This window comes from Variovorax soli NBRC 106424 (assembly GCF_001591385.1).
Lineage (GTDB): Bacteria > Pseudomonadota > Gammaproteobacteria > Burkholderiales > Burkholderiaceae_C > Variovorax > Variovorax soli.
The window spans coordinates 1-23,157 of the sequence record NZ_BCUU01000085.1 but is presented as its reverse complement, the minus strand read 5'-3'; the positions used below and the strand labels follow the sequence as shown (position 1 = coordinate 23,157).

General features: G+C 69.0%; 21 protein-coding genes. 14 read left to right on the top strand and 7 right to left on the bottom strand.

Features of this window, described 5'->3' with window-relative positions; translation table 11 throughout:
- Together VSO01S_RS20435 and VSO01S_RS20430 are read right to left on the bottom strand one after the other, a co-directional pair.
- Window positions 1–1,034, bottom strand: a 1,034-nt coding sequence (locus VSO01S_RS20435; protein WP_068644645.1) for a tetratricopeptide repeat protein, incomplete at its 3' end; no start/stop codon positions are given.
- Complete coding sequence (locus VSO01S_RS20430) at window positions 1,031–2,479, bottom strand: FAD-binding oxidoreductase (RefSeq protein WP_084242004.1); 1,449 nt, start codon at window positions 2,477–2,479, stop codon at window positions 1,031–1,033. The genes VSO01S_RS20435 and VSO01S_RS20430, both read right to left, overlap by 4 nt.
- A gap of 217 nt (window positions 2,480–2,696) precedes the next feature.
- Between VSO01S_RS20430 and VSO01S_RS20425 the strand changes: the two genes are divergently transcribed.
- A complete protein-coding gene (locus VSO01S_RS20425) occupies window positions 2,697–3,698 on the top strand; it encodes an AraC family transcriptional regulator (protein WP_068644644.1) in 1,002 nt (333 codons plus the stop codon).
- Between the two features lie 21 nt (window positions 3,699–3,719).
- Here VSO01S_RS20425 and VSO01S_RS20420 read toward each other — a convergent pair whose 3' ends face one another.
- Genes VSO01S_RS20420 through VSO01S_RS20410 form a run of 3 tightly spaced genes read right to left on the bottom strand, consistent with a single transcriptional unit; the run spans window position 3,720 to window position 5,864 of the window.
- Window positions 3,720–4,274: a hypothetical protein gene (locus VSO01S_RS20420; RefSeq protein ID WP_068644643.1), complete on the bottom strand. Its 555-nt coding sequence runs from the start codon at window positions 4,272–4,274 to the stop codon at window positions 3,720–3,722.
- Window positions 4,275–4,284: 10 nt separating this feature from the next.
- Window positions 4,285–4,629 (bottom strand): cupin domain-containing protein, encoded by a 345-nt coding sequence (locus VSO01S_RS20415; protein ID WP_068644642.1) that lies wholly within the window; start codon window positions 4,627–4,629, stop codon window positions 4,285–4,287.
- A gap of 53 nt (window positions 4,630–4,682) precedes the next feature.
- Window positions 4,683–5,864, bottom strand: a complete 1,182-nt coding sequence (locus VSO01S_RS20410) for an MFS transporter (RefSeq protein ID WP_068644641.1) — start codon at window positions 5,862–5,864, stop codon at window positions 4,683–4,685.
- A gap of 89 nt (window positions 5,865–5,953) precedes the next feature.
- On the opposite strand from VSO01S_RS20410, the gene VSO01S_RS20405 reads away from it, so the two are divergent.
- Together VSO01S_RS20405 and VSO01S_RS20400 are read left to right on the top strand one after the other, a co-directional pair.
- Window positions 5,954–6,934 (top strand): LysR family transcriptional regulator, encoded by a 981-nt coding sequence (locus VSO01S_RS20405; RefSeq protein ID WP_084242003.1) that lies wholly within the window; start codon window positions 5,954–5,956, stop codon window positions 6,932–6,934.
- A gap of 21 nt (window positions 6,935–6,955) precedes the next feature.
- Window positions 6,956–7,543, top strand: coding sequence for a methylated-DNA--[protein]-cysteine S-methyltransferase (locus VSO01S_RS20400; RefSeq protein ID WP_084242002.1), 588 nt, complete (start codon window positions 6,956–6,958; stop codon window positions 7,541–7,543).
- Between the two features lie 7 nt (window positions 7,544–7,550).
- Here VSO01S_RS20400 and VSO01S_RS20395 read toward each other — a convergent pair whose 3' ends face one another.
- Window positions 7,551–8,489 (bottom strand): hypothetical protein, encoded by a 939-nt coding sequence (locus VSO01S_RS20395; protein WP_153305338.1) that lies wholly within the window; start codon window positions 8,487–8,489, stop codon window positions 7,551–7,553.
- 18 nt (window positions 8,490–8,507) lie between these two features.
- Window positions 8,508–9,527, bottom strand: coding sequence for a hypothetical protein (locus tag VSO01S_RS20390; protein ID WP_153305337.1), 1,020 nt, complete (start codon window positions 9,525–9,527; stop codon window positions 8,508–8,510).
- A gap of 97 nt (window positions 9,528–9,624) precedes the next feature.
- Between VSO01S_RS20390 and VSO01S_RS20385 the strand changes: the two genes are divergently transcribed.
- From VSO01S_RS20385 to VSO01S_RS20335, 11 genes are all read left to right on the top strand, one after another.
- Entirely contained in the window at window positions 9,625–10,830 is a 1,206-nt protein-coding gene (locus VSO01S_RS20385) for a multidrug effflux MFS transporter (protein WP_245684271.1), read from the top strand.
- The gene (locus VSO01S_RS20380; protein ID WP_068644637.1) at window positions 10,827–12,257 is read left to right on the top strand and encodes an MFS transporter; all 1,431 of its coding nucleotides are present in this window, start codon (window positions 10,827–10,829) and stop codon (window positions 12,255–12,257) included. The genes VSO01S_RS20385 and VSO01S_RS20380 overlap by 4 nt, the downstream gene beginning before the upstream one ends.
- Window positions 12,258–12,264: 7 nt before the next feature.
- Window positions 12,265–13,875: an MFS transporter gene (locus VSO01S_RS20375; RefSeq protein ID WP_068644636.1), complete on the top strand. Its 1,611-nt coding sequence runs from the start codon at window positions 12,265–12,267 to the stop codon at window positions 13,873–13,875.
- A gap of 63 nt (window positions 13,876–13,938) precedes the next feature.
- Window positions 13,939–14,289, top strand: coding sequence for a type II toxin-antitoxin system prevent-host-death family antitoxin (locus tag VSO01S_RS20370; RefSeq protein ID WP_068644635.1), 351 nt, complete (start codon window positions 13,939–13,941; stop codon window positions 14,287–14,289).
- A 22-nt stretch (window positions 14,290–14,311) separates the two neighbouring features.
- On the top strand, window positions 14,312–15,022 hold the full coding sequence (locus VSO01S_RS20365) for an ATPase (protein ID WP_068644634.1): 711 nt from the start codon (window positions 14,312–14,314) through the stop codon (window positions 15,020–15,022).
- Between the two features lie 62 nt (window positions 15,023–15,084).
- Window positions 15,085–16,077, top strand: a complete 993-nt coding sequence (gene acuI / locus VSO01S_RS20360; RefSeq protein WP_068644633.1) for an acrylyl-CoA reductase (NADPH) — start codon at window positions 15,085–15,087, stop codon at window positions 16,075–16,077.
- 96 nt (window positions 16,078–16,173) lie between these two features.
- The gene (locus VSO01S_RS20355; RefSeq protein WP_068644632.1) at window positions 16,174–17,439 is read left to right on the top strand and encodes a glycerophosphodiester phosphodiesterase; all 1,266 of its coding nucleotides are present in this window, start codon (window positions 16,174–16,176) and stop codon (window positions 17,437–17,439) included.
- A gap of 132 nt (window positions 17,440–17,571) precedes the next feature.
- The gene (locus VSO01S_RS20350; protein WP_245684270.1) at window positions 17,572–20,115 is read left to right on the top strand and encodes a hypothetical protein; all 2,544 of its coding nucleotides are present in this window, start codon (window positions 17,572–17,574) and stop codon (window positions 20,113–20,115) included.
- Window positions 20,116–20,131: 16 nt separating this feature from the next.
- The gene (locus VSO01S_RS20345) at window positions 20,132–22,018 is read left to right on the top strand and encodes a GMC family oxidoreductase (protein ID WP_068644630.1); all 1,887 of its coding nucleotides are present in this window, start codon (window positions 20,132–20,134) and stop codon (window positions 22,016–22,018) included.
- Between the two features lie 120 nt (window positions 22,019–22,138).
- Complete coding sequence (locus VSO01S_RS20340; protein WP_068644629.1) at window positions 22,139–22,570, top strand: hypothetical protein; 432 nt, start codon at window positions 22,139–22,141, stop codon at window positions 22,568–22,570.
- Window positions 22,571–22,597: 27 nt separating this feature from the next.
- Window positions 22,598–23,157: hypothetical protein (locus VSO01S_RS20335; RefSeq protein ID WP_218002368.1), on the top strand; the 560-nt coding region annotated here is incomplete at its 3' end.

Sequence of the window (23,157 nt, the reverse complement as noted above, 5' to 3'; positions counted from 1 at the left end):
CCGTGCCGGGTCGGGGTGGCGCGGGCTTGCAGCAGCGCGGCCTCCAGCCGGCCGGCGCGTGCCCAGTCGCGCGCCCCGACGAAGGCCAGCATCGCATGGATGTCGCTGAAGCTGCAGAAGGCGTCGTCGATGCGCGGCGCCCAGGCGTCGGCCAGTTCCTGCCAGCGCTGGCCCGGGTCGGCGCCGGCCAGCTCGGTCCGCCACAGCAGCGAGCTGGCGTCGATCAGGTCGGCCACGTGGGTCGAGCGATCGCCGCGCAGGCGCTGGTCGTACAGCTGCAGCACGCTGTCGAAGCGGCCGCGCGCCAGCTGGAACAGCGCCAGGTGCCACCAGCAATGAACGGCGGCCACGCTGCCGTCGCTCCAGGCCACGGCATGCTGGCTCATCCAGCGCGCGCCGGCCTCGGCGCGCTCCGTCATCTCGAACAGGTGCGCCATGGTGTGGTGGGTGCGCGCATCCAGCGCGTCGTGCGCGAGCACTTCCGATGCGGCCTCTTCGGCGCGCGCGTACCGGCCCGATTCGAGCAGGCCGAAGGCATGCATGGCGCGCACCGCGTAGTAGCCTGGGAGGCTCGGCGACCAGGCCGGCAGCACGGACGCGACGCGCCCGAGCAGCATCTTCGTGTCGCCCATCAGGTGGTCCAGCGTGTGGGCCACCTGCAGGGCCAGCGCATCGCGCGGGTGATGCCGCAGCAGTTCGCCCAGCCGGCGGCGTGCGCCCTCGTAGTCGTCGGCGAGCACCGCGCCGATGGCGCCCAGGTGCATCCGCTCGCGCGGGTCGGCCGGCAGGGCCGCGGCGCGCTTGGCCACGGCTTGCGCCGAATGCGCGATGGCCCGGTCGCGGCTGCACAGGAGGCGCCAGGCCTCAAGCACATGCGCCATCACGAAGCCCGGCGCCTCGTGCGTTGCGCTGGCGAGCGGGTGGTCGGCCGTCCGGCGCCAGCCGAGAAAGGCGGCCAGCGCGCTTTCGTAGATTTCCTGTGCGCGCGGCGTGGCGCCGCTGACCGCCAGTCCGGCGGCATCTGTCCGTGTCACGACGCCCCCTTGCCGGCGGGTGCCGCTGCCGGCTCGATGTTGAGGTTCAGCCGCAGCATGTTGTCCGGGTCGAAGCGGCGCTTGGCCTGCTGCAGCCTGGCGTAGTTCTGGCCGTAGCTGGCTGCCACGCGCTCGCCTTCGTCCTCGGTCAGGAAGTTGACGTAGCCGTTGCCGGTGGCGTGCGGCGCGAGCTGGGTGAAGGTGCGGCGCGCCCAGTCGCGCACCTTGGCGTCGTCGGCGGGGTCCGCCCAGCGGCCGTGCACGTTCATGATGTAGCGCGCGTCGCGCCCGACAAAGGGCGTCTCGGCCGCGCCGACCCGACCCATGGCGCCGCCGAGCTGGGCGACGAAGATCTCGCACTCGGGCCCCGGCGCACTGGTGGCGGCTTCCATCATGCGGTCCAGCGCCGCGTCGTCGATGCGGCTGAAGTTGTGCGACTTCCAGTAGTTGCGCGAGCCGGGCGCCAGCAGCGGATCGAAGGCGGTCTGGAAGCCCGCGTAGGGCGTGGGGCCCAGGTGGCTGCCCAGCATGTCGCCGAACTGCAGCACCGGGGCGGCGGCACGTTCGCCGGCTTCCACGCTGCCGCAGTGCATCAGCGCGAACACCACCACGTCCTGCCCATGCGACGAGGCGGGCAGGAAGGGCAGCGGCGGCGCCTTGCGCAGCACCGTCCACACACTGAGCTCGTCCGGCGCCTCGGTGGTGAAGTCGCGCCACGCCCGCAGCACCTTCGCGGCCTGGGCGAAGGGGTAGACCACCAGCCCGGCGTACACCTCCGGCCCGACCGGATGCAGCCGGAAGTCGAATGCCGTGACCACGCCGAAGTTGCCGCCGCCCCCGCGGATGGCCCAGAACAGCTCCGGCTCGGATTGCGCCGAGGCCGTGCGCACCTGGCCGTCCGGCGTCACCACGGTCGCGCCGGTCAGGTTGTCGACGCTCAGCCCGTACTTGCGCGACAGCCAGCCGAAGCCGCCGCCCAGGGTGAGGCCGGCCACGCCGGTGGTGGAGTTGATGCCCAGCGGCGTGGCCAGCCCGTGCGCCTGCGCCGCGCGGTCGAAGTCGCCCAGCAGGGCGCCCGGCTGCACGCGTGCGGTGCGCCGTGCGGCATCCACCTCGACCCCGCGCATGCCAGACATGTCCAGCACCAGCGCGCCTTCGCCCACGGCATTGCCGGCAATGTGGTGCCCGCCGCCGCGCACGCTCACCAGCATGCGCTGCGCCCGGGCGAATGCGAGGGCCGCCTGCACGTCGGCCTCGTTCATGCAGCGCGCGATCAGCGCCGGACGCCGGTCGACGCCGGCATTCCAGATTTTTCGCGCTTCTTCGTAGGCCGCATCCGCCGCGGTGATCACGCCGCCGCTGATGCGCTCCGCCAGGGCCTGGACGTCGGCCGGACGCACTTGCCGGACATCCTTGTCCAGCGTAAGGTAGTTCAGGGATTGCATGAGGGACTCCTTGAATGAACAACGGACGGAACACACGGTGGCGGGATGCCGGTTGCGGCCGGTCCGTTCATTGTTCGAGCGCATGGCCTTGCGCACTTGACCGATCGGCGTCCCGGTTTGCCCGAGCGTCCGCGCTTGAGCCCGCAGACCGGGGCCAGATGACCGTTCGTCCGCCCGGCTTGCCCGAGCGTGCGCATCGCGCCTGAAAAGCACGGCCATGGGCCTGGACATCCTGTCCGACGTGCTGCGCGGCGTCCGGCTGCGCGGGGCGGTCTTCTTCAACATCAGCGGCAACAGCGACTGGGCGGCCGAGGCGCCGGCCGGCAGCACGCTCGCGCCGCTGCTCATGCGCGGCGTGGACCACGTGGTGGAGTACCACGCGGTAGTGCGGGGCACCTGCTGGGCCGGCATTCCGGACGGGCCGGTCGTGCAGCTGAATGCGGGCGACGTGGTGATGTTTCCGCGTGGGGACGCGCATGTCGTGTCCAGCGCGCCGGGCCTGCGCGGCAATCTCGACATGGACTGGTTCGCCGGCGTGCGCGGCCAGCCGCTGCCGCTGCGCTTGGCCTACAGCGGCAGCACCATTTCCATGCCGCCGGATTCGGCGCCCTACGACACGGCCGACACCGCCATCGTCTGCGGCTTCCTGGGGTGCGACCTGCGGCCGTTCAATCCGCTGGTCGAGGCGCTGCCGAGGCTGATGCATCTGCGCGCCGACGGCGAGGACAGCTGGATCGCATCCTTCGTGCGCCAGGCCGTGGCCGAATCGCATGCCCGTCGACCGGGCGGCGAGGCCATGCTGGCGCGCATGAGCGAAATGATGTTCGTCGACGCCGTGCGCCGCTTCGCCGACCAGCAGCCCGAGCACGGCACCGGCTGGCTCGCGGGCCTGCGCGACCGTTTCGTCGGTCGGGTGCTGGCGTTGATGCACGAGCAGCCGGAGCGGCCCTGGACGCTCGATGAGCTGGGGCAGCAGGTGGGGCTGTCGCGCTCGGCGCTGCATGACCGCTTCGTCGAGGTCGTGGGCGTGGCGCCCATGCAGTACCTCACCCAGTGGCGCATGCAGGCGGCTTCACGGATGCTGCTGGAAAGCCAGGCCGGCGTGGCGTCCATTGCCCTGGAGGTGGGTTACGAATCGGAGGCCGCCTTCTCGCGCGCCTTCAAGCGCTTCGTCGGGCAGCCGCCGGGCGCCTGGCGCCGGGCACGCGAAGCGGGCTGAGGGCCGCCGGGTCAAAAAACTTTAGAGCAAGGACTGAACCAGTAGCGTGATCGACCCCTCGGTCGTGATGACGCCGGGTTCAGACAGGCAGCCGAGAAGATTTGGCGTAGCCAGGACAATGACCTCTGTGACCCTGGCGCCCAGAAATGCGCCGGCGGTGACGGTTGCATTGACGGTATAGATCTGGACGGCAGGGGTTCCCGTAATGCTCACATCGTTGGCAGCCCACGACATGATGCTGTAGGTGTTGTTGTTCCAGTCGATGCGCTGGGAGCCGGCCGTCTGCTGGCCCAAGAGAGAGGTGCAGGAAATAGTGGTGACGGCCGAGCCGTTGGTGACGCCGGAGCCGATATTGCTGGCATTGGGCAGGCAGGAGGTGTAGTTGTCCGTCCAGGTGGTGCTGATTTCCCGTGGCGTGGCCAGCAAGCCGGGTGAGTAGTAGGTGGTCGCGTTGCCGATACATGAAAGCTGAAGCTGGCCGGCAGGCTGCGCCCGGACTGGCGGGCTGAATACAAGTATCAGCAGAGAGAGGAGCCCCGCGCAGATTGCCGCGATACGGAGTTTGTGGAAGGTCATGACGTGCCTCCTACGGCCTACCGCCCATTGCCGGAACGACCAGCGTCACCAGCACTTCCGCGTTTTCGGGCGCATACAGCCCATGCATCACGCCGCCGGCCAGGTAGGTGAACTGCCCGGCGGCCAGCGTGCTGGTCTTTCCGGGCAGCAGCAGATCGACCTTGCCGCGTAGGCATTGCACGGTGATCGAGCCGCTCACGCTGTGGTCAGGCATGCGTTTGCCGGCAGGCAGTACGAGTCGCATCACCTCCAGGTCGGGGGCCTTGAAGATTGCAATGGTCTTGTCAGCGGTGTCCGGCTGGCCGGGGGCCAGCAGGTCCAGCACTTCACCTGAGATTGCATGTGCGATGGCCATGACCGGGGAGTGTGGCCATGGCCGTCGCCAAAATCAAGCAGCAGCCGGGCAGGTCATGCTGCCGCCGTGCACGCTTCGCTGGGCGTGCCCCGGTCCAGGCTGCGGCTCAGCAGCGCAATGGCCAGGCCCGCCACGGTGAGCAGGGCCGCCACCCAGCCCAGCGAGGTGAGGCCGGGCCCCCGGCTGATGGCCAGGCCGCCGGCCCAGGCGCCCAGGGCATTGCCCAGGTTGAAGGCCGCGATGTTGAGGCTGGACGCCAGGTTCTGGCCGGCGCCGGCCGCCTTGTCGAGCACGCGCATCTGCATCGGCGCCACGGTGGCGAAGCACACCACGCCCAGCACCGCCACGAAAACCATGGCGCCCAGCGCGCTGTGCATGGCCAGGGGCATGGCCAGCAGTACCAGGATCAGTGCGGCCAGGCTGCCGAGCAGGGCGGGCATGAGCGCGCGGTCCGCCAGCTTGCCGCCCAGGATGTTGCCCACCGCCAGCCCGCCGCCCATGAGCAGCAGGGCCGGGGACACGGCCGCTTCCGGCAGGCCGGCCACGCGGGTGAGCAGCGGCTGGATGTAGGTGAACAGGGCGAACACGCCGGCAAAGCCGAAGACGGTGATCGCCAGGCCCAGCAGCACCTGCGGGCGGGCCAGCACGGCCAGCTCGTCGCGCAGGGCCACGGGCGCAGTCTTCTGCTGGCCGTCGCGCGGCACGAAGATGGCGAGCACCACGAAGGCCATCACGCCCACGACGGCGACTGCCCAGAAGGTGGCGCGCCAGCCATGGTGCAGCCCCAGCCAGGCGCCGGCCGGCACGCCCAGCAGCGTGGCCGCCGTGAGGCCGGTGAACATGATTGCGATGGCCGAGGCGCGCTTGTCCGCCGGCACCAGGCCGGTGGCGACCACCGAACCCACGCCAAAGAAGGTGCCGTGGGCCAGCGAGGTCAGCACGCGGGCGGCCATCAGACTCTCGTAGCTCGGCGCCACTGCACAGGCGATGTTGCCCAGCGTGAAGACCGCCATCAGCGCCAGCAGCACCGTCTTGCGCGGCAGCGACCGGGTGGCGATGGTGAGCACGGGCGCGCCGACCGCCACCCCGAGCGCATAGCCCGAGATCAGCAAACCGGCGGTGGCGATGGAGACATGGAGGTCCGCCGAGACCTGCATCAGCAGGCCCATGATGACGAACTCGGTGGTGCCGATGCCAAAGGCACCGGCGGTCAGGGCAAGAAGGGCAATTGGCATGATGCCCCGTACTGTGAAGGCGCTGGGCGCTCGTGACTAGAATGCCGCCTGGACCAGATTTCATGAATTGAAGTCACGAATCACCCGCCATGCCACGCACCGAGCTCAACCGATCCGGCGACATGGAAGCCTTCGTCCAGGTGGTGGACCGGGGCAGCTTTTCCGCCGCTGCCGCCGTGCTGGGCATGACGCCTTCGGCCGTGAGCAAGCTCATGTCGCGGCTGGAAGCACGCCTGGGCACGCGGCTGCTGCACCGTTCCACCCGAAAGCTGCAGCTCACCCCCGAGGGGCAGCTGTACTACGAGCGCGGCGTGCGCGTGCTGGCCGACCTGGACGAGGCCGAGCGCAGCGCCGCGGCCGACGGCACGCCGCGCGGGCGGGTCAGCATCAACGCCAGCATCGCCGTGGGCCGGCGCCTGCTGCTGCCGCTGGTCAAGCCCCTGCTGGCCCGGTACCCGCAGATCCAGCTCGACATCGACCTCACCGACCGGGTGGTGGACCTGATGGACGAGCGCGCCGACATCGCCATCCGCTGGGGCCGGCTGCCGCCCTCCGACCTGGTGGCGCGCAAGCTCGGCGAAACCGGCCTGGCCATCCTGGCGTCGCCCGACTACCTGGCCCGTTACGGCACGCCGCGCACGCCGCAGGAGCTGCTGCTCCACAACCGCCTGGGTAACAGCTACCGGCGCATGAACCCCGACTGGCCCTTGCTGGTGGACGGCCGCCAGGTGGACGTACCCATTGCCGGCACGGTGCGCGCCAGCGACGGCGAAAGCCTGCGTCGCCTGGTGCTGGACGGGGTGGGGCTGGGGCGGCTTTCCCTCTTTCATGTCCGGGGTGATATCGAGGCGGGCTTGCTTGTTCCGGTGCTGGAGGAGTACAACCCGCACGAGCTCGAACCGATCCATGCCGTCTATCTCGGAAAAGGCGGCCGGCTGCCGGCCCGCGTGCGGGCCGTTCTCGACTACCTCAGTGGCCATGTGGACCTGCGCGAGGCGCATTCACTGCCGCGCGCGGAGCCTGGCTCCCAAGCGCGGCCCCAGCGGTGGCGCGCCTCGTCCCGCGAATAAGAAGGTGTGAGCAGCATGACGATGAATACCGAAGGCTTCGCTCTCTTCGACACCCGATACGGCCAATGCGGCATTGCCTGGGGCGCGCGCGGCATCGTGGGTGTCCAGCTCCCCGAGGTCGACAGCGCGGCCACCCGCGCCCGCATGCGCAAGCGCTTTCCGCTGCTGCACGAATGCACGCCGCCGCCGGATGTGAAGGCCGCCATGGCGCGCATCACGCACTTGCTGACCGGCGGCATCGACGACCTGGGCGACGTGGGGCTGGACTGGCACGGCGTTTCGGATTTCCATCGCCGCGTCTACGAACTCACGCGCCGCATCCCGCCCGGCGAGACCCGCACCTACGGCGACGTGGCTGCCGAACTGGGCGACAAGAGCCTGGCACGGGCCGTGGGCCAGGCACTGGGGCTGAACCCCTTCGCACCGGTGGTGCCCTGCCACCGCGTGCTGGCGGCGGGCGGCAAGCCGGGTGGCTTCTCGGCCCATGGCGGCACGCACGTCAAGCTGCGCATGCTGGCGGTGGAGGGCGCGGAAGCGGAAGCCATCAACAGCGCGAGCATGCCGCTGTTTTCCCGCGAGGAGTTTCGGCAAACCCAGGTGCCTGACTGACCCTCGGCTAGCTTGGTTTCCGTGGAGAGAAATTCGGCGGAACCGTGCCCGCGCGGGCTGCACTTGCTGGTGGCTCTGGTTCTGTGCGATGGACGACGGATTTCGACGGCGCTTGGTAGATCGGCGTCAGCAGTGCCTCGCCTTTGACAGGGGCGGGTCGGACCAGTTGAATGCCCACGATGTCCTGCGGGTCGATCTTGTCCTTGATGGGGGTTTCGGCCTCGTCGGCGGCAAACCCTTTCGCACGCTTGATTTCCGATAGAAGGGCGGACTTGGTTTCGTATCGGTCCTTTGCCTGCTGCACTCGTAGCTGGAGAAGGCCGGCTTTGCCCTTCAAGGCGTCGGGCAGTTGGTCGAGGTGCGTGAAGGGCCCCAGGAGTTTCAGCGACTCCTGGTGCAGGCGCTTGAGTTCTTCCTTGCATTCATCAACGCTTGCTGCAACCGCCGCATGCCGCTCATTCAGGTATTTGGGCAGATCTTCGCCTTGCCCGTGATAGCGGATCTGGTACAGGTAGCCTGTATCACTGCCCCGGAGAGCAAAGCTCGTGGATACGGCCGGATCCGTCGAGGTCGCGACGAAGGCGCTCAGGCGCTTGAGCTTGTTCTCGTCGTGTTCATTCGGCACCTTGGCAATCACATGGTTCAGCAAGTCCTGCCCGCGACCTTTCGCGGTAAGTCCTTCCTTGAAGACGCCTGCCTCGAAGGGGTCGCGTGTATCGCCCCGGTAGCGCAGCGCGAGCGGCTTCAGCGCCTTGTTCAGGGACTGCAACTGACCCGGTGCCTTGGATGAACTCGAACCGGGACTTCCAGTTTTGTGGGGCGTGCTCGGTCCCGCCTGCGGCGCGTGCAAACCGCCGCCCGCAGGTGCCGCGGCCTTGGAAGCCTGGCCTGCAACGATGGGGTGAAGGGCGGCGGGCTGCCCGGTTGGCTTGGGAGGAATGTTCATGGCGATGCGATGGCGCAACTACGCCGGATTCCCCTGCGTGCCGGAACTCGGCAGTCCATGGGCGGGGAATTCGAGCGGCACCGGCTTCGGCGATTCGGTAGCAGGCCTCGACGGGGTTGGCACTCGGCTGCGTGGTTTCGCCAGCAGGGATTCGATCGCAGACTCGTTCCGGTAGACCATCTTGCCCGGATCGCCTTTCGCATCGAGTTCGGCAGCGCAGAGGATGTCGTGCGGACGGATTTGCACAGGGACCGCAATCTCCTTTTCGTGGGCGAGAGATGCGGCGACCTCCAGGTCTTGAGACTGCCTGCCAATTCTGATGGCCGCCTGCAGCAACGCGTGCGCCGCCGCGCTGGCGGCAGGAGGCAGTTCCGGCGGCATCATCTCTCGCAGCTCTTCGGGCAAGCCGCGGTACTCCGTGGCGTACTCGAGAATGTCTGCGACGGTTTGCCGGTCCTCGGCGTTAACGCCTGCAGCCTCTGCCTTGTTGCGCCAATGCTCCATCAGCTTCTCGATGCGCGCGGGGAGCCCCTCGATCGACGCCCGGATGTTCTTTTCGACGTCGACACCTTGGGGCTGATCCTTCAGGGTGTACAGGAACCAACGCTCACCTGGAATCCGCTGCTCGGCTGCGAAGTCGAGCGCCACATCTCTGTCCCTGGTGGTGGACACATACCCGCTCGCGGTCCCGAAAATCTCCTCGAGGTTGTCGGGCTTCGGCAGACCGGACTTGGGATCCCACGGCTCCACGTGGTCGGCGAGCTTGTGCTTGATCAAGTCCACTTCCTTGCCCAAGGCATGGAAGCCCTGCGCGGCAATGCGCTTGGGCGAACGCCGGTCCACCCGGTTCAACGTCGTGCCGGGAGGACGCTTTCTTGTCTTTTCGTCGAATGCATCCAGGCTGGTTCGCAGCGACGCCGAAAATGGCTTGTTGCGGGTTGGCTCGCCACCTTCGACTCCTGTTGCCGGAGTCGACGGGACGGGATTCAGAAGCCTGGAGATATTCATCATGTCGGGCTCGGTGTGACGTGCGGCCATGATGAAGCGATGCCTGCACTCGGCCTGCGCAACGCGCGAAGCAATGTGCGAAGACCCGAACCAGCAGGATTTTCGAGGCCTTGCGACAATCGGCCGAATGACTTCCCGCCTCTTGCGCATGGCCCTCGTCCTGGGCCTGATCTCGGCCATCGGGCCATTTGCCATCGACATGTACCTGCCGGCGCTGCCGGCCATTGGCGCGGACCTGCGCGCGGACATCGGCGCGGTGCAGATGAGCCTGACCGTTTTCTTCCTGGCCCTGGGTGTCGGGCAACTGCTGTACGGCCCGGTGTCGGACATGGTGGGCCGCAAGCCGCCGCTGTATTTCGGCCTGGCCCTGTTCGTGGCGGCCAGCGTGGGCTGCGCCATGGCCACCAGCGTCGAGGCGCTGGTGCCGCTGCGCTTCGTGCAGGGCCTGGGCGCCGCGGCGGGCATGGCCATTCCGCGCGCGGTGGTGCGCGACCTGCACACCGGCACCGATGCCGCGCGGCTCATGTCGCTGCTCATGCTGGTGTTCAGTGTCTCGCCGATCCTGGCGCCGCTGGCGGGCAGCGGCGTCATCGCGCTGTCGAGCTGGCGCGGCGTGTTCTGGGTGGTGGCGGTGGCCGGCCTCGTGGGCCTGGTCACGGTCGGCTTCATGCTGCGCGAAACGCGCGAGGCCAAGGACCGGCTCGACAGCACCCTGGGCGGCGCGCTGCGCGCCTACGGGGTGCTGCTGCGCGATCCGCACTACCTGGGCCTGGTGTTCATCGGCGGCTTTGCCATGAGCGGCTTCTTCGTCTACCTGGCCAATTCGTCCTTCGTGTTCATCGATCACTACGGCTTCACACCCACGCAGTACAGCCTGGCCTTCGGCGTGAATGCGGCCGGCTTCATCGGCGCCTCGCAGTTCACCGGCGCCCTGGGCGAGCGGTTCGGCCTGGTGCCGCTGGTGCGGGGCGCGGCGCTGGCCTGCGGCATGGTGATGGTGGCACTGATGGGCTACTTCCTGGCCGGCGGCGACGACTACCGCGTGCTCATGGCCCTGTACTTCATCGCCAGCGCCTTCATGGGCTTCGTGATTCCCACCACCGGCGTGCTGTCGCTGGAGGCACATGGCGCCATCGCCGGCACTGCGTCGGCCCTGATGGGCACGTTGCAGATGCTCACTGGCGCGCTGATGATGAGCACCATCGCCGTGTTCACCAACGGCTCGCCCATTGCCATGGTGTCGGGCATGACGCTGGGCGCCGGCATCGCGCTGGTGCTCACCTGGATGACCCTGGGCAGCGGCCGCGGCGCGGTGCTGGCGGTTCGCTCATGACGCAGACGCAGCCCGAGCCGACGGTGCAGGACGGGCTGCCGCAGCCGCAGCGCACGCGCTCGATGATCGTGATCCTGCTGGGCATCGCGGTCGCGGTGCTCGACGGCACCATCGTCAACCTGGCGCTGCCGGGCATTGCGCAGGAACTCAAGGCCAGCCCCTCGGCCGCCATCTGGGTCGTCAACGCCTACCAGATCGCCACGCTGGTCATGCTGCTGCCGCTGGCGGCGCTGGGCGACAAGGTGGGCTACCGACGGGTGTACCTGGTGGGCATGACGCTGTTCACCGTGTCTTCCGTGGTGGCCACCTTCTCCAGTTCGCTGACCATGCTGATCGTCGCGCGCGCACTGCAGGGACTGGGCGCGGCCGGCATCATGAGCGTCAACGCGGCGCTGGTGCGGCTGACCTATCCGGCTGCGGAACTGGGGCGCAACATCGCCAAGAACTCCGTGGTGGTGGCGGCGTCGTCGGTGGCGGGGCCTTCGGTGGCGGCGGCCATCCTGTCGGTGGCGTCGTGGCCGTGGCTGTTCGCGCTGAACGTGCCGCTGGGCCTGCTGGTGCTGGCCCTGGGCATGAAGGCGCTGCCGCACAACGTATCCAAGGGCTCCGGCGTTCGCTTCTCGGCGCTGGACGTGGGGCTGAACGTGCTGATGTTCTCGCTCTTCTTCATCGGCGCCGACGGGCTGGGCGTGCGCGACGGCGCAGCGCATGGCACGCCCGTGGTGGCCTGGGGGCTGCTGGCGGCCGGCGTGCTGGTGGGCGTGTTCTACATGCAGCGCCAGCGGCGCCAGGCGATGCCGTTGTTCCCGGTGGACCTGCTGCGCATTCCCGTGTTCGCGCTGTCGATGTGCACCTCGGTCATGGCTTTCTGCGCGCAGATGCTGGCCTACATCGCGCTGCCGTTCCTGCTCCTGGACGTGTACGGACGCACGCACGTGCAGGCCGGTCTGCTCATCACCGCCTGGCCGCTGGCCATCGTGGTGATGGCGCCGCTGGCCGGCCGGCTCATCGGCCGCTACCCCGACGGCGCGCTGGGCGGCCTCGGCCTGGGCCTGATGGCCTCGGGGCTGGTCGCGCTGGCCTTGCTGCCGCAGGACCCGTCCAACATCGACATTGCCTGGCGCATGGCGCTGTGCGGCGCGGGCTTCGGCCTGTTCCAGTCGCCCAACAACCATACCATCGTGAGTTCGCCGCCGGCGCATCGTGCCGGTGCCGCCAGCGGCATGCTGGGCACGGCGCGGCTCACCGGGCAGACGCTGGGGGCCGTGGTGCTGGCGATCGTCTTCGGCATCTGGTCGCCGCATGCGGCCACCGGGCCGGCCATCGCCCTGTGGCTCGCTGCGGCTTGCGCGAGCTGTGCGGCCGTGTTCAGTACCTTGCGCCTGCGCCAGGCACCGCTGGGTGCCGCAACGGCCACGCACACGTAGACACACCATGTCCCAGATCGGCAGGCCTCCTTGCGACGATGCGGTGATCGCAGCGGGCCGGCCGGCAACGGGATGTCCGCCGGCGGCCAAGCCCTGGGTGCTGGCGGCCGCGATCATCGGGTCGAGCATGGCCTTCGTCGACGGCACGGTGGTCAACGTGGCGCTGCCGGCCATCCAGCGCGAACTCGATGCCACCGCCTTCCAGGCCCAGTGGGTGGTGGAGTCCTATGCCTTGTTCCTGGCGGCGCTGCTGCTGGTGGGCGGCTCCATGGGCGACCGCTTCGGGCGGCGCAAGGTGTTCGCGCTGGGCGTGGCGCTGTTCGCCGGCGCATCGGTGGGCTGCGCGCTGGCGGGCAGCGTGCAGCAGCTCATCGCGGCGCGGGCGGTGCAGGGCGTGGGCGGGGCCTTGCTGGTGCCGGGCAGCCTGGCGCTGATCAGCGCGAACTTCAATGAGAAGGAGCGGGGCAAGGCCATCGGCACCTGGTCGGGCTTCAGCGGCATCACGGCGGCGGTCGGGCCGGTGATCGGCGGCTTCCTGGTGGACCACTACTCATGGATCTGGGCCTTCCTGGTGAACGTGCCGCTGGCGCTGCTGGTGCTGGCGATCACGGCCTGGCACGTGCCGGAAAGCCATGGCGGCGAGGCCGACGCGCCGCTCGATTGGCTGGGCGCGCTGCTGGCGACGCTGGCCTTGGGCGGCGTGGTCTATGCCTTCATCGAGGCGCCTTCGCAGGGGTGGGGCGCCTCGGCGGTGCTGGCGGCCCTGGTCGTCGGCGCGGCGGCGGGCATCGCCTTCGTGGCCTGGGAAATCGGCCAGGAACGGCGGGCGCGCTCGCCCATGCTGCCGCTCTCGTTCTTTCGCAGCAGCGACTTCAGCGGGGCGAACCTGCTGACCCTGCTGCTGTATGCGGCGCTGGGCGGCGGGCTGTATTTCTTCCCGCTCAACCTGATCCAGGTGCAGGGCTACTCGGCCACGGCGGCGGGCGGGGCGCTGCTGCCTTTCATCCTGATCCTGTTCGCGCTGTCGCGCTGGACGGGGCAGCTGGCGGACCAGGTCGGCGCGCGGCTGCCGCTGGTGGTCGGGCCGGCCGTGGCGGCGGTGGGCTTTGCGCTGTTCGCGGTGCCCGGAACCGGCGCCAGCTACTGGACGGGCTTCTTCCCCGCCGTGGTGGTGCTGGGCCTGGGCATGGCGATCACCATCGCGCCGCTCACCACCACGGTGATGAACGCGGTGGGCACCGACGCGGCGGGCGTGGCCTCGGGCGTGAACAACGCGGTGTCGCGCGTGGCGGCGGTGCTCGCCATTGCGGTGTTCGGCCTGCTCATGGCCCGGGCCTTCGGTGCGCGGCTGGATGCGGGCCTGCGGCAGCTGGACGCGCCGCCGGAGGTTGTCCAATTCCTCTCCGGCCAGCGCGCGCGGCTGGCGGAGGCGGCGCTGCCGCCGGGCATGGATGGCGCGGCGGCCGACGCATTGCGGGAGCAGATCCGCGCAGCCTACGTGTCGGGTTTTCGGTGGATCATGCTCGCCAGTGCCGCGCTGGCGTTGCTGAGTGCACTGGCCGCCTGGCTGCTCATCGGCAAGAAGGCCGATGCCGGCGGAGGGCAGGGGGCTTCCTAGCCCAATTGGCAAATATGGCTATTTTTGCCATAATGCCGTCATACAGCCCTGAAGGAGTCGCCCATGTCCAGCCCGCTCATCAGCATCGACGACCTGCCGCGCCAGAACGCGTCGCAGGTCAAGAACAAGTGGGGCGAGGTGGTGCGCCAGGTGCGGCAAAGCGGCAGCGTGGCCATCACCAACCACTCGTCGGTCGAAATGGTGCTGCTCGATGCCGCCACCTACCAGCAGCTCACAGAAAGCCTGGCGGCGCTGCAGGCGCGCGAGCAATCGGTGCTCGACGAACTGGCCGAGCGCTTCGACGCACGGCTGGCCAGCCTGCAGCAGCCCGGCGCGGCTGCGCGGGTGGGGTCGCTCTTCGAGTCCAGGGGTAAGCTGGGCAGCAAGCGGCCCAAGGCCGGCGCCACGCACTGAAGCTCGCGCACTCAAGCACTGAATGCCAACGGCACCGGCCAAGGAGCGGCCCTTCATCTTCGTGCTGGCCGGCGTCAACGGCGCGGGCAAGAGTTCGGTCGGCGGCGCCTTGCTCGCCGATCACGGCCTCGGCTGGTACAACCCCGACAGTTATGCGCGCGAGCTGGTCGCGCTGCTGGGCCTGCCCATCGGCGAGGCCAATGCCAGGGCCTGGGAACATGGCCGCGCGCAGCTCGAGGCCGCCATGGCCGAGGGCCGCAACTTCGCCTTCGAAACCACCCTGGGCGCCCGCACCATTCCCGACATGCTGGCGCAAGCGGCGCGCACCCACGACGTGGTCATGCTGTTCTGCGGCCTGGCCTCGGTCGAGCTGCACATGCGGCGCGTGAAGGAGCGGGTGGCCGTCGGCGGCCACGACATCCCGCAGGCCAAGATCCAGGAGCGCTGGAAGGCATCGCGCCTGAACCTGGTGCGCCTGCTGCCGCACCTGGCGCGGCTGCAGGTGTTCGACAACAGTGCGCAGGCCGCGCCGGGCAAGCCCATTCCCGACCCCGTGCTGCTGCTGGAGACCGTGCGCGGCCACGTCACCTACCCGGGCCCCAAGGACCGCGAGGCGCTCAATGCCACGCCCGAATGGGCCCGGCCCATCGTCCAGGCGGCCTTCGAGCACCAGGCGGAACTGGCATCGCCGGCCAAGCCACCTGCCGCAAAGCGCCGCAAGATGCTTCAATAGCGCCTTCGCGGCCGTCTGGCGTCGGCTCGCACGCGTGCAACACCAAGGAAGAGACAAGCAAGATGACTTTCCAGGCAATCGTGATCGACAAGGACGACAGCGGACGCTACCGCGCCGAGCAGCGCGCCCTGTCCGACGATGCGCTGCCCGAGGGCGACGTGACGGTGGGCGTGCAGTACTCCACCGTCAACTACAAGGACGGGCTGGCCATCACCGGCAAGGCGCCCGTGGTGCGCAAGTTTCCGCTGGTGGCCGGCATCGACTTCTCCGGCGTGGTGGAGCAAAGCACCCACCCCGACTGGAAGCCCGGCGACCGCGTGGTGCTCAACGGCTGGGGCGTGGGCGAAGGCCACAGCGGCGGCCTGGGGCAGCTGGCCCGCGTCAAGGGCGACTGGCTCGTGCCGCTGCCCGACGGCCTGTCGGCGCGGCAGGCCATGGCCATCGGCACGGCCGGCTATACGGCCATGCTGTGCGTCATGGCGCTGGAGAAGCACGGCATCCGGCCGAACGACGGCGACATCCTGGTCACCGGGGCCAACGGCGGCGTGGGCACCGTGGCCATCTCGCTGCTGGCCAGGCTGGGCTATCGCGTGGTGGCGTCCACCGGGCGCCTGGGCGAGGCCGAATTCCTCAAGCAGCTCGGGGCGGCCGAGGTCATCGACCGCGCCGAGCTGTCTTCGCCCGGCAAGCCGCTGGGCAAGGAGCGCTGGGCCGGCGTGGTGGATGCGGTGGGCAGCCACACCCTGGCCAATGCCTGCGCCACCACCCGCTACCGCGGCGCCGTGGCCGCCTGCGGCCTGGCGCAGGGCATGGACTTTCCGGCGAGCGTCGCGCCCTTCATCCTGCGCGGCATCACCTTGTACGGCATCGACAGCGTGATGGCGCCGCTGCCTCTGCGGCGAGAGGCCTGGCAGCGCCTGGCGCGCGACCTGGACCTGGCCAAGCTCGATGCCATCACGCGCGAAATCTCGCTGGGCGAGGCGTTGCAGGCGGGGCGGGACATCCTGGAAGGGAAGATCCGCGGCCGCGTGGTGGTCGACGTCTCGCGCAGCTGAGCCTGTCCGCGCGCCGGCCCTTGTTGGTCGGTCACGGACCTGTCATGGGCGGCCCCTACCTTCGGCCGCGCGTCCAACCAACAGAGGAGACGAAGCATGCGTGCTGTGACGACAACGACCAAGAAGAAGCTGGGCCTGGCGATGCTGGGCATGGGCCTGATGCTGGCAGCCGCGCTGCCGGCGGCGGCGCATGACGAGGAACAACGCGGCCGGCGCCGCGCCGAGAATGCGCCGCTGGTGATCGGCCACCGCGGCGGCGCCAGCGGCTACCTGCCCGACCACACGCTGGAGACCTATGCGCTGGGCATCGAGCTGGGCGCCGACTACATCGAGCCCGACCTGGTGGCCACCAAGGACGGCGAGCTCATCGCCCGGCACGAACCCAACCTGATCGACACCACCAACGTCAAGGACCTGCCGCAGTTCGCCTCGCGCCGGCGCACCGTCATGATCGACGGCGTGCCCACGGACGGGTTCTTCGCCAGCGACTTCACCCTGGCCGAGATCAAGCAGCTGCGCGCCGTGCAGCCGCTGGCCGACCGCGACCAGTCCTTCAACGGCAGGTTCCAGATCCCCACGCTGGCCGAGGTGATCGAGCTGGCCAAGCGCAAGTCGCGCGAAGAGGGCCGGCGCATCGGCATCTACCCCGAAACCAAGCACCCGACCTACCACCAGGGCATCGGCCTGCCGCTGGAAGACCGCCTGCTGCGCGTGCTGAGTGCCGCGGGCTGGAACCACCGCAGTGCGCCGGTGTTCATCCAGTCCTTCGAGACGGCCAACCTGCGCTACCTGCGCAGCAAGACCAGCGTGCGGCTGGTCCAGCTGGTGGATGCCAACGACGTCAAGCCCGACGGCACGATGGACCTGACCGCACCCTACGACAAGCCCTACGACTGGGTGGTGTCCAACCGGGCCGGCACCTTCGCCGACCTGCTCACGCCGGCCGGCCTGCAGGAAGTGCGCGGCTATGCCGACGGCATCGGCCCCTGGAAGCCCTACCTCATTCCCAGCGCCTGCAAGACGATCCAGAACGGCGCCTGCGCCGACGTGACCGGCGACGGCGCGGTGGACGAGCGCGACCGCGTGCTGCTGCCCGTCACGCCCGTCATCGCCAACGCCCACCGCGCGGGCCTGCTGGTGCACCCCTACACCTTCCGCAACGAGCAGAAGCGCCTGACGGGCAGCTTTGCAGGCAACCCCATCAACGAGTACCTGGCCTTCTACGAGGCCGGCGTCGACGGCCTGTTCAGCGACTTTGCCGACACCGCGGTGGCGGCTCGTGCCATGTTCCTGCTCAAGCACGACCCGGACTACGCCGCCTGCCTGGTCAACTCGCGCCGCTGCGAGCGCAGCAACGACTGATTTCCCGCACACCCTTCGCCGCTACCACCTTCGCGTTATCGCGCATGGCCAATAGCCAAGGCCCAGGCGCGCGCCCAAACTTCGCCGGCATTTCTGGATGCCGCCCGAAGGCGGCAGAGGAGAGGAGTGGCAATGACTTGTCGTACGAGCGCGCCGGCCCGGCTGGCGCCGTTGGCCTCTTCGATGGTGCTGTTGCTCGGTGCCATCCTGGCCGGCTGCTCCGGCAAGGACGAGCCCCAGCCAGGCAAGGTGCTCGACGAAGCACGCCTGGCGGGGCGCAACGGGGCCTCGTTTCCGCAGGCCGACGAGGACTACTTCAAGGACATGGACGGCGGCATCGCCCTCACGCCTGACGAGGTGCGCGGGCGGAACATGTGGCTGGTCTGGAGCGGCGGCAACGACCGCTTCTGGACGAAGATGACCGACTACACCTTCGGCGCCTTCGACCTGCTGAAGATCGTGAGCTCGCACCCCAGCCTGGGCTATTCGCGCGTCAACCGCTGGAACTACTTCGGCCTGGTGAACGAGCCGTGCTTCGACAAGGCCACCGGCCCTTCGAAGGACCGGCGCGGCCTGTGGCTGGACGTGCGCAGCAAGGACTGCGCGGCGGACCCCTTCGAGAACGAGCAGAAGTACCCCGGCGTGAAGATCGGCGCGCGCGGCAAGGCGCTGGGCGACGGCACCACGCAGCCCGTGGGTTCCTACTACGGCTACGGCACCGGCATTGCCGGCCTGCGCCTCTTTCCCAACCCGGACTTCGACGAGAAAGCCGCCAAAGAATGGGACGCCGAGCGCTACTACACCGACCCGAGCTACTACAACCGCAAGGACCTGGTGCGCCCCTACCGCGTGGGCATGAGCTGCGGCTTCTGCCACATCGGCCCCAGCCCGTCCAAGCCGCCGGCCGATCCGGAGAACCCGAAGTTCGAGAACCTGAGTTCGTCCGTGGGCGCACAGTACATGTGGGTGGACCGGCTCTTCATCTTCAACGCGAACAAGCCCGAAGGCCGGCGCAACTTCATGTACCAGCTGGCCCATACCTTCAGGCCCGGCTCCATGGACACCTCGCTGGTGTCCACCGACTCGATCAACAACCCGCGCACCATGAACGCGGTGTACGAGTTTCCGCAGCGCATGGAACTGGCCAGGCGCCTGGGCCACGAGAAGCTGGCCGGCGGCGAGCGCGACAACAAGCAGTTCCAGGATTTCACCAACAGCGGCCCGCTGCTGGACTTCTACGACCCGAAGGACCAGACCGTGCGCACGCCGCACGTGCTCAAGGACGGGGCCGATTCGGTGGGCCTGCTGGGCGCGCTCAACCGCGTGTACCTCAACATCGGCCTGTTCAGCGAGGAATGGCTGCTGCACTTCAACGCGGTGGTGGGCGGCAAGACCATCACGCCGATCCAGATTGCCGATGCGCAGAAGAACTCCAGCTACTGGCAGGCCACCGAGGCGGGCACGCCGGCCACGGCGCTGTTCTTCCTGAAGGCGGCGCGGCCGGATCGGCTGAAAGACGCGCCCGGCGGCGCCCGCTACCTGCAGGCCGACGCGGCCACGCTGGACAAGGGCAAGCAGGTGTTCGCCGACACCTGCGCCCGCTGCCATTCGAGCAAGGCGCCCAAGCCGCCGGTGGAGGTCACCGCGCCCCAGTGCTCGGGCCCCGGCTACCTGGACTGCTTCAAGAAGTACTGGGCCTGGACGCAGACGGACGACTACAAGCACCAGATGCGCGGCATCGTGGCCGCGCCGGACTTCCTGGAGAACAACTACCTGTCGACCGACGTGCGCATTCCTGCCACGCTGCTGCGCACCAACGTCTGCAGCCCGCTGGCCACCAATGCGCTGGGCGGCAATATCTGGGACAACTTCTCGTCCAGCACCTACAAGTCGCTGCCCTCGGTGGGCACGGTGACGCTGTCCGACCCGTTCACCGGCCAGTCCTTCGCCTACGCCATGCCGGCGGGCGGGCGGGGCTACACGCGGGTGCCGTCGCTCATCAGCGCCTGGTCCACCGCGCCGTTCCTGCTGAACAACACGGTCGGGCCTTTCGACATCAATCCGTCGGTCGATGCGCGCATGAAGGTGTTCGACGCATCGATCGAGCAGATGCTGTGGCCCGAGAAGCGCGAGCGCGACCCCGAACTGGGCGCCAAGGTCAACGGCACCATCGACCGCACCACCGAACGCAGCGAAGTGGTGATTCCGGTCGGCTTCGTGCCCGAAGGCCTGCGGCCGCTGCAGGGCAAGCTGCACCGCTGGCTGCCGCAGCTGTTCTCCGAAGGCGGGGACGTGGTGCTGGGCCCCGTGCCCAAGGGCGTGCCCATTGCCATCCTGTCCAACCTCAAGCTGCGCGCGGAGGAGGGCGACATCGGCGACAAGGCCGAGCACCTGGCCCGCATCAGCGCACTGGCGCTGCGGCTCAAGGCCAACCTGCTCACCGCCCCCAAGGACGCCACCGATGCCCAGCTGCGCCAGCACTTCACCGACCTGCGCGAGCCCATGCTGGCGCTCAGCAAGTGCCCCGACTTCGTGGTCAACCGCGGCCACTACTTCGGCACGGCGGAGTTCAACCGGCAGGACGGGCTGTCGGCGGACGAGAAGTCCTTCGGCAAGGAGCCGGAGCTGAGCGATGCGGACAAGCGCGCGCTGATCGCCTTCGTCAAGACCTTCTGACGGCCTCCCGCTCTTCATGGCAGTCGTCGAAACGGGGCTCGACTGGGACTATGTGATCGTGGGCTCGGGCGCCGGCGGCGGCGTGCTGGCCGCGCGGCTGGCGGAAGAAGGCATGCGCGTGTTCCTGCTCGAGGCGGGCGGCGATCCGCAGTCGGCCGAGCGCATGCCCGACGATTGCGCGGTGCCGGCCTTCCACGCCTTTGCCTGCGAGAACCCTGCGCTGGCCTGGGACTTCCATGTGCGCCACTACAGCGACGAAGCGCAGCAGGCGCGCGACCCGAAGTACCGGCCGGGGCAGGGCGTGCTCTACCCGCGCGCCGCGGCGCTGGGCGGCTGCACGGTGCACAACGCCATGATCTTCATGCCGCCGCACGATGCCGACTGGAACGAGATCGCGCGCATGACCGGCGACCTGTCCTGGCGGGCCGAATACATGCGCCGCTATGCGCAGCGCATCGAGAACTGCGGGCATCGCCCGGTGTGGCGAATCCTGCACCACCTGGGGCTGGACCCGACCGGCCACGGCTGGAAGGGCTGGCTGCGCACGGAAAAGTCCATGCCCCTGTCCGTGGTGCACGACGACGGCCTGATGCGCCTGGTGCTGGGCACCGCGCGCAGCTTCACACGCAAGTTGCCCACGCCGCTGCTCAGCGCCTGGCGCTGGCTGCGCAACGGCCTGGGCGACCCCAACTCCAGGCGCCGGGGCGGCGGCAGCTTCGAGGGCATCTGCTACACGCCGCTGTCCACCGACGGCCATCGCCGCAGCGCGGTGCGCGAGCGGCTGCTGGATGTGGCACGTCGCTTTCCGCACAACCTGCACATCGAACTGGATGCGCTCGCCACCCGGGTGCTGTTCGACGCGCGCGGTGCCGCCAGCGGCGTGGAATACCTCAAGGGTGCCCGGCTCTATCGGGCCCACCCCGTGCCCAGCGACAGGCCCGGCACCCGCCGCGAGGTGCATGCCCAGCGGGAGGTGATTCTCTGCGGCGGCGCCTTCAACACGCCGCAACTGCTCATGCTCTCGGGCATCGGGCCGGCGCGCGAGTTGCGGGCGCACGGCATCGACGTGCAGGTGGATCTGCCGGGCGTGGGCCGCAATCTGCAAGACCGCTACGAGGTCGCGCTGACCCATCGCATGAGCCGGCCCTGGGAGGTGCTCGAAGGCGCGCGCTGGAAGCGCGGCGACGCCTTGTGGAAGCAGTGGAAGCGCGCAGGCGAGGGCATGTACGGCTCCAATGGCGCGGCGGTGGGCGTGGTGAGCCGCTCGTCCGCAGCCGCCACGCCGGAACCCGACCTGTTCTGCATGGCCCTGCTCGCACGCTTCGAGGGGTATTTTCCGGGCTTCTCCAAGCTCATCAGCGGGCATGACGACCACCTGAGCTGGGCCGTGCTCAAGGGCCGCACGCGCAATCGCGCGGGCAGCGTGCGGCTTCGCTCCGCCGATCCGCTCGACACGCCGCTGGTGGATTTCGCCCACTTCGAGGAAGGCAGCCCGGGCTCGGAAGACGACCTGCGCGCCATGGTCGAGGCCATCCGCGCGCTGCGGGGGCTCACCGAACCGCTGATCGAAAGCGGCTGGATCGCGCAGGAGCTGCAGCCGGGCCCGCAGGTGAAGAGCGACGAGGCGCTTGCGCAGTTCGTGCGCGACACCGCCTGGGGCCACCATGCGAGCTGCACCTGTCCCATCGGACCGAAGGCGCAGGGTGGCGTGCTCGACAGCACGCTGCAGGTGCACGGCACCTCGCGCCTGCGGGTGGTGGATGCCTCGGCCTTTCCGCGCATACCGGGCTTCTTCATTGCAGCGGCCATCTTCATGCTGGCCGAGAAGGCCGCGGACATGGTGCTGGCCACGGCGCGCGGCATGCCGACATCGGCGGGCCACACCCAGCCGGGTGGCCTTTAGGCCAATGCCGTCGGCGCACGGCACTCGCCTTTAGGCAAATTGACGCCCCCGGGGGGCTGATCGACACTTTTTCGCGCCGCACATCGGCGGCAGCAAGCAACGATGGAAGAGGAGAAATCCATGGCCTACGACGTGCAGCAGCTGATGGCGATGACGCAGGAGCAACTCGACGACCTGTTCAAGGCCAGCCCGGCCGGCGACATTCCGAACGGCGAGGCCAAGGGCACCGCCATCGTCGCGCCGGGCACCGTGTACTCGGAGCACATCGCGCAGATCATCAACGTGTTCGGCTGGCAGGGAAAGGTGTTCGACGCGGAGAAGGGCCTGCTCAAGAACAAGGTGCTGTTCTTCGGCTTCCAGGCGATCGTGGCCAAGGTCTACAAGGGCGAAAGCTGGCTCGACGGCAAGGAATGCATCGTGCTCGACTATTCCGACACCTCGCTGGCGGCCAAGTACATCCGCGACGAGATACGGCTGATCGGCCCCGACTTCTACCTCGGCAAGGTGTACTGGGGCAAGGAGCGGCTGATCGACTTCTGCCTGGAGTTCTGACGGGCGGGCCGCGGCGCCGGCGATGCGGTGACACCCCAATCGCCATTCACCGTCGTTGCCGTGGTGGCCCCGGGCCGCGAGGCGTCGCTGCGCCTGCTGCTGGACACCATGAACGGGCGCCCCGGCATGGCCGACCCGGAGAACGCGCTGCTGCCGTTCGGGTTCTTCGAGCGGCTGCACTTTGCGCGCTTCGCGCTGCTGGACGATGCGACGACGGCCGACCTCGAGGCCTTCGGCCTGCCGTGGCCCAAGGTGCCGCCGCTGTACCTGGCCTTCGTGGGCGAATGCGACGGGCCGGTGCAGGCGCAGTTCGAGGAGTTCGTCGAAAAGGCCGGCTCGGGCCTGCGCCGGATATTCGCGCATTGCGAAGGCTTCGACGGCAGCAGCCATGCGCGCCTGCTGGCCTGGCTCGCGGCGCACGACCTGCCGGTGGGGGCGAACTACGTCAATCGCATCGGGCGCACCGTGCGCCAAGTGCTGGAGGAAAGCGAGCTGCAAAAGCTCCTGTCGGCCAGTGCGCCGCGCGAGCCGGCGGCGGCCGATGCGCGGACGGTGCGGCGCCAGCTGCTGGCCCATGTGAAGGCCGA

Excerpts from the sequence above, each read along its gene's own strand:
- VSO01S_RS20390 (WP_153305337.1), bottom strand. The coding sequence starts at position 9,527 with ATGGCCGCACGTCACACCGAGCCCGACATGATGAATATCTCCAGGCTT.
- VSO01S_RS20420 (WP_068644643.1), bottom strand. The coding sequence starts at position 4,274 with ATGACCTTCCACAAACTCCGTATCGCGGCAATCTGCGCGGGGCTCCTC.
- VSO01S_RS20340 (WP_068644629.1), top strand. The coding sequence starts at position 22,139 with ATGGCCTACGACGTGCAGCAGCTGATGGCGATGACGCAGGAGCAACTC.
- VSO01S_RS20350 (WP_245684270.1), top strand. The coding sequence starts at position 17,572 with ATGACTTGTCGTACGAGCGCGCCGGCCCGGCTGGCGCCGTTGGCCTCT.
- VSO01S_RS20405 (WP_084242003.1), top strand. The coding sequence starts at position 5,954 with ATGCCACGCACCGAGCTCAACCGATCCGGCGACATGGAAGCCTTCGTC.
- VSO01S_RS20380 (WP_068644637.1), top strand. The coding sequence starts at position 10,827 with ATGACGCAGACGCAGCCCGAGCCGACGGTGCAGGACGGGCTGCCGCAG.
- VSO01S_RS20370 (WP_068644635.1), top strand. The coding sequence starts at position 13,939 with ATGTCCAGCCCGCTCATCAGCATCGACGACCTGCCGCGCCAGAACGCG.
- VSO01S_RS20345 (WP_068644630.1), top strand. The coding sequence starts at position 20,132 with ATGGCAGTCGTCGAAACGGGGCTCGACTGGGACTATGTGATCGTGGGC.
- VSO01S_RS20385 (WP_245684271.1), top strand. The coding sequence starts at position 9,625 with ATGACTTCCCGCCTCTTGCGCATGGCCCTCGTCCTGGGCCTGATCTCG.
- VSO01S_RS20400 (WP_084242002.1), top strand. The coding sequence starts at position 6,956 with ATGAATACCGAAGGCTTCGCTCTCTTCGACACCCGATACGGCCAATGC.
- VSO01S_RS20415 (WP_068644642.1), bottom strand. The coding sequence starts at position 4,629 with ATGGCCATCGCACATGCAATCTCAGGTGAAGTGCTGGACCTGCTGGCC.
- VSO01S_RS20355 (WP_068644632.1), top strand. The coding sequence starts at position 16,174 with ATGCGTGCTGTGACGACAACGACCAAGAAGAAGCTGGGCCTGGCGATG.
- VSO01S_RS20375 (WP_068644636.1), top strand. The coding sequence starts at position 12,265 with ATGTCCCAGATCGGCAGGCCTCCTTGCGACGATGCGGTGATCGCAGCG.
- VSO01S_RS20395 (WP_153305338.1), bottom strand. The coding sequence starts at position 8,489 with ATGAACATTCCTCCCAAGCCAACCGGGCAGCCCGCCGCCCTTCACCCC.
- VSO01S_RS20425 (WP_068644644.1), top strand. The coding sequence starts at position 2,697 with ATGGGCCTGGACATCCTGTCCGACGTGCTGCGCGGCGTCCGGCTGCGC.
- VSO01S_RS20365 (WP_068644634.1), top strand. The coding sequence starts at position 14,312 with ATGCCAACGGCACCGGCCAAGGAGCGGCCCTTCATCTTCGTGCTGGCC.
- acuI (WP_068644633.1), top strand. The coding sequence starts at position 15,085 with ATGACTTTCCAGGCAATCGTGATCGACAAGGACGACAGCGGACGCTAC.
- VSO01S_RS20410 (WP_068644641.1), bottom strand. The coding sequence starts at position 5,864 with ATGCCAATTGCCCTTCTTGCCCTGACCGCCGGTGCCTTTGGCATCGGC.
- VSO01S_RS20430 (WP_084242004.1), bottom strand. The coding sequence starts at position 2,479 with ATGCAATCCCTGAACTACCTTACGCTGGACAAGGATGTCCGGCAAGTG.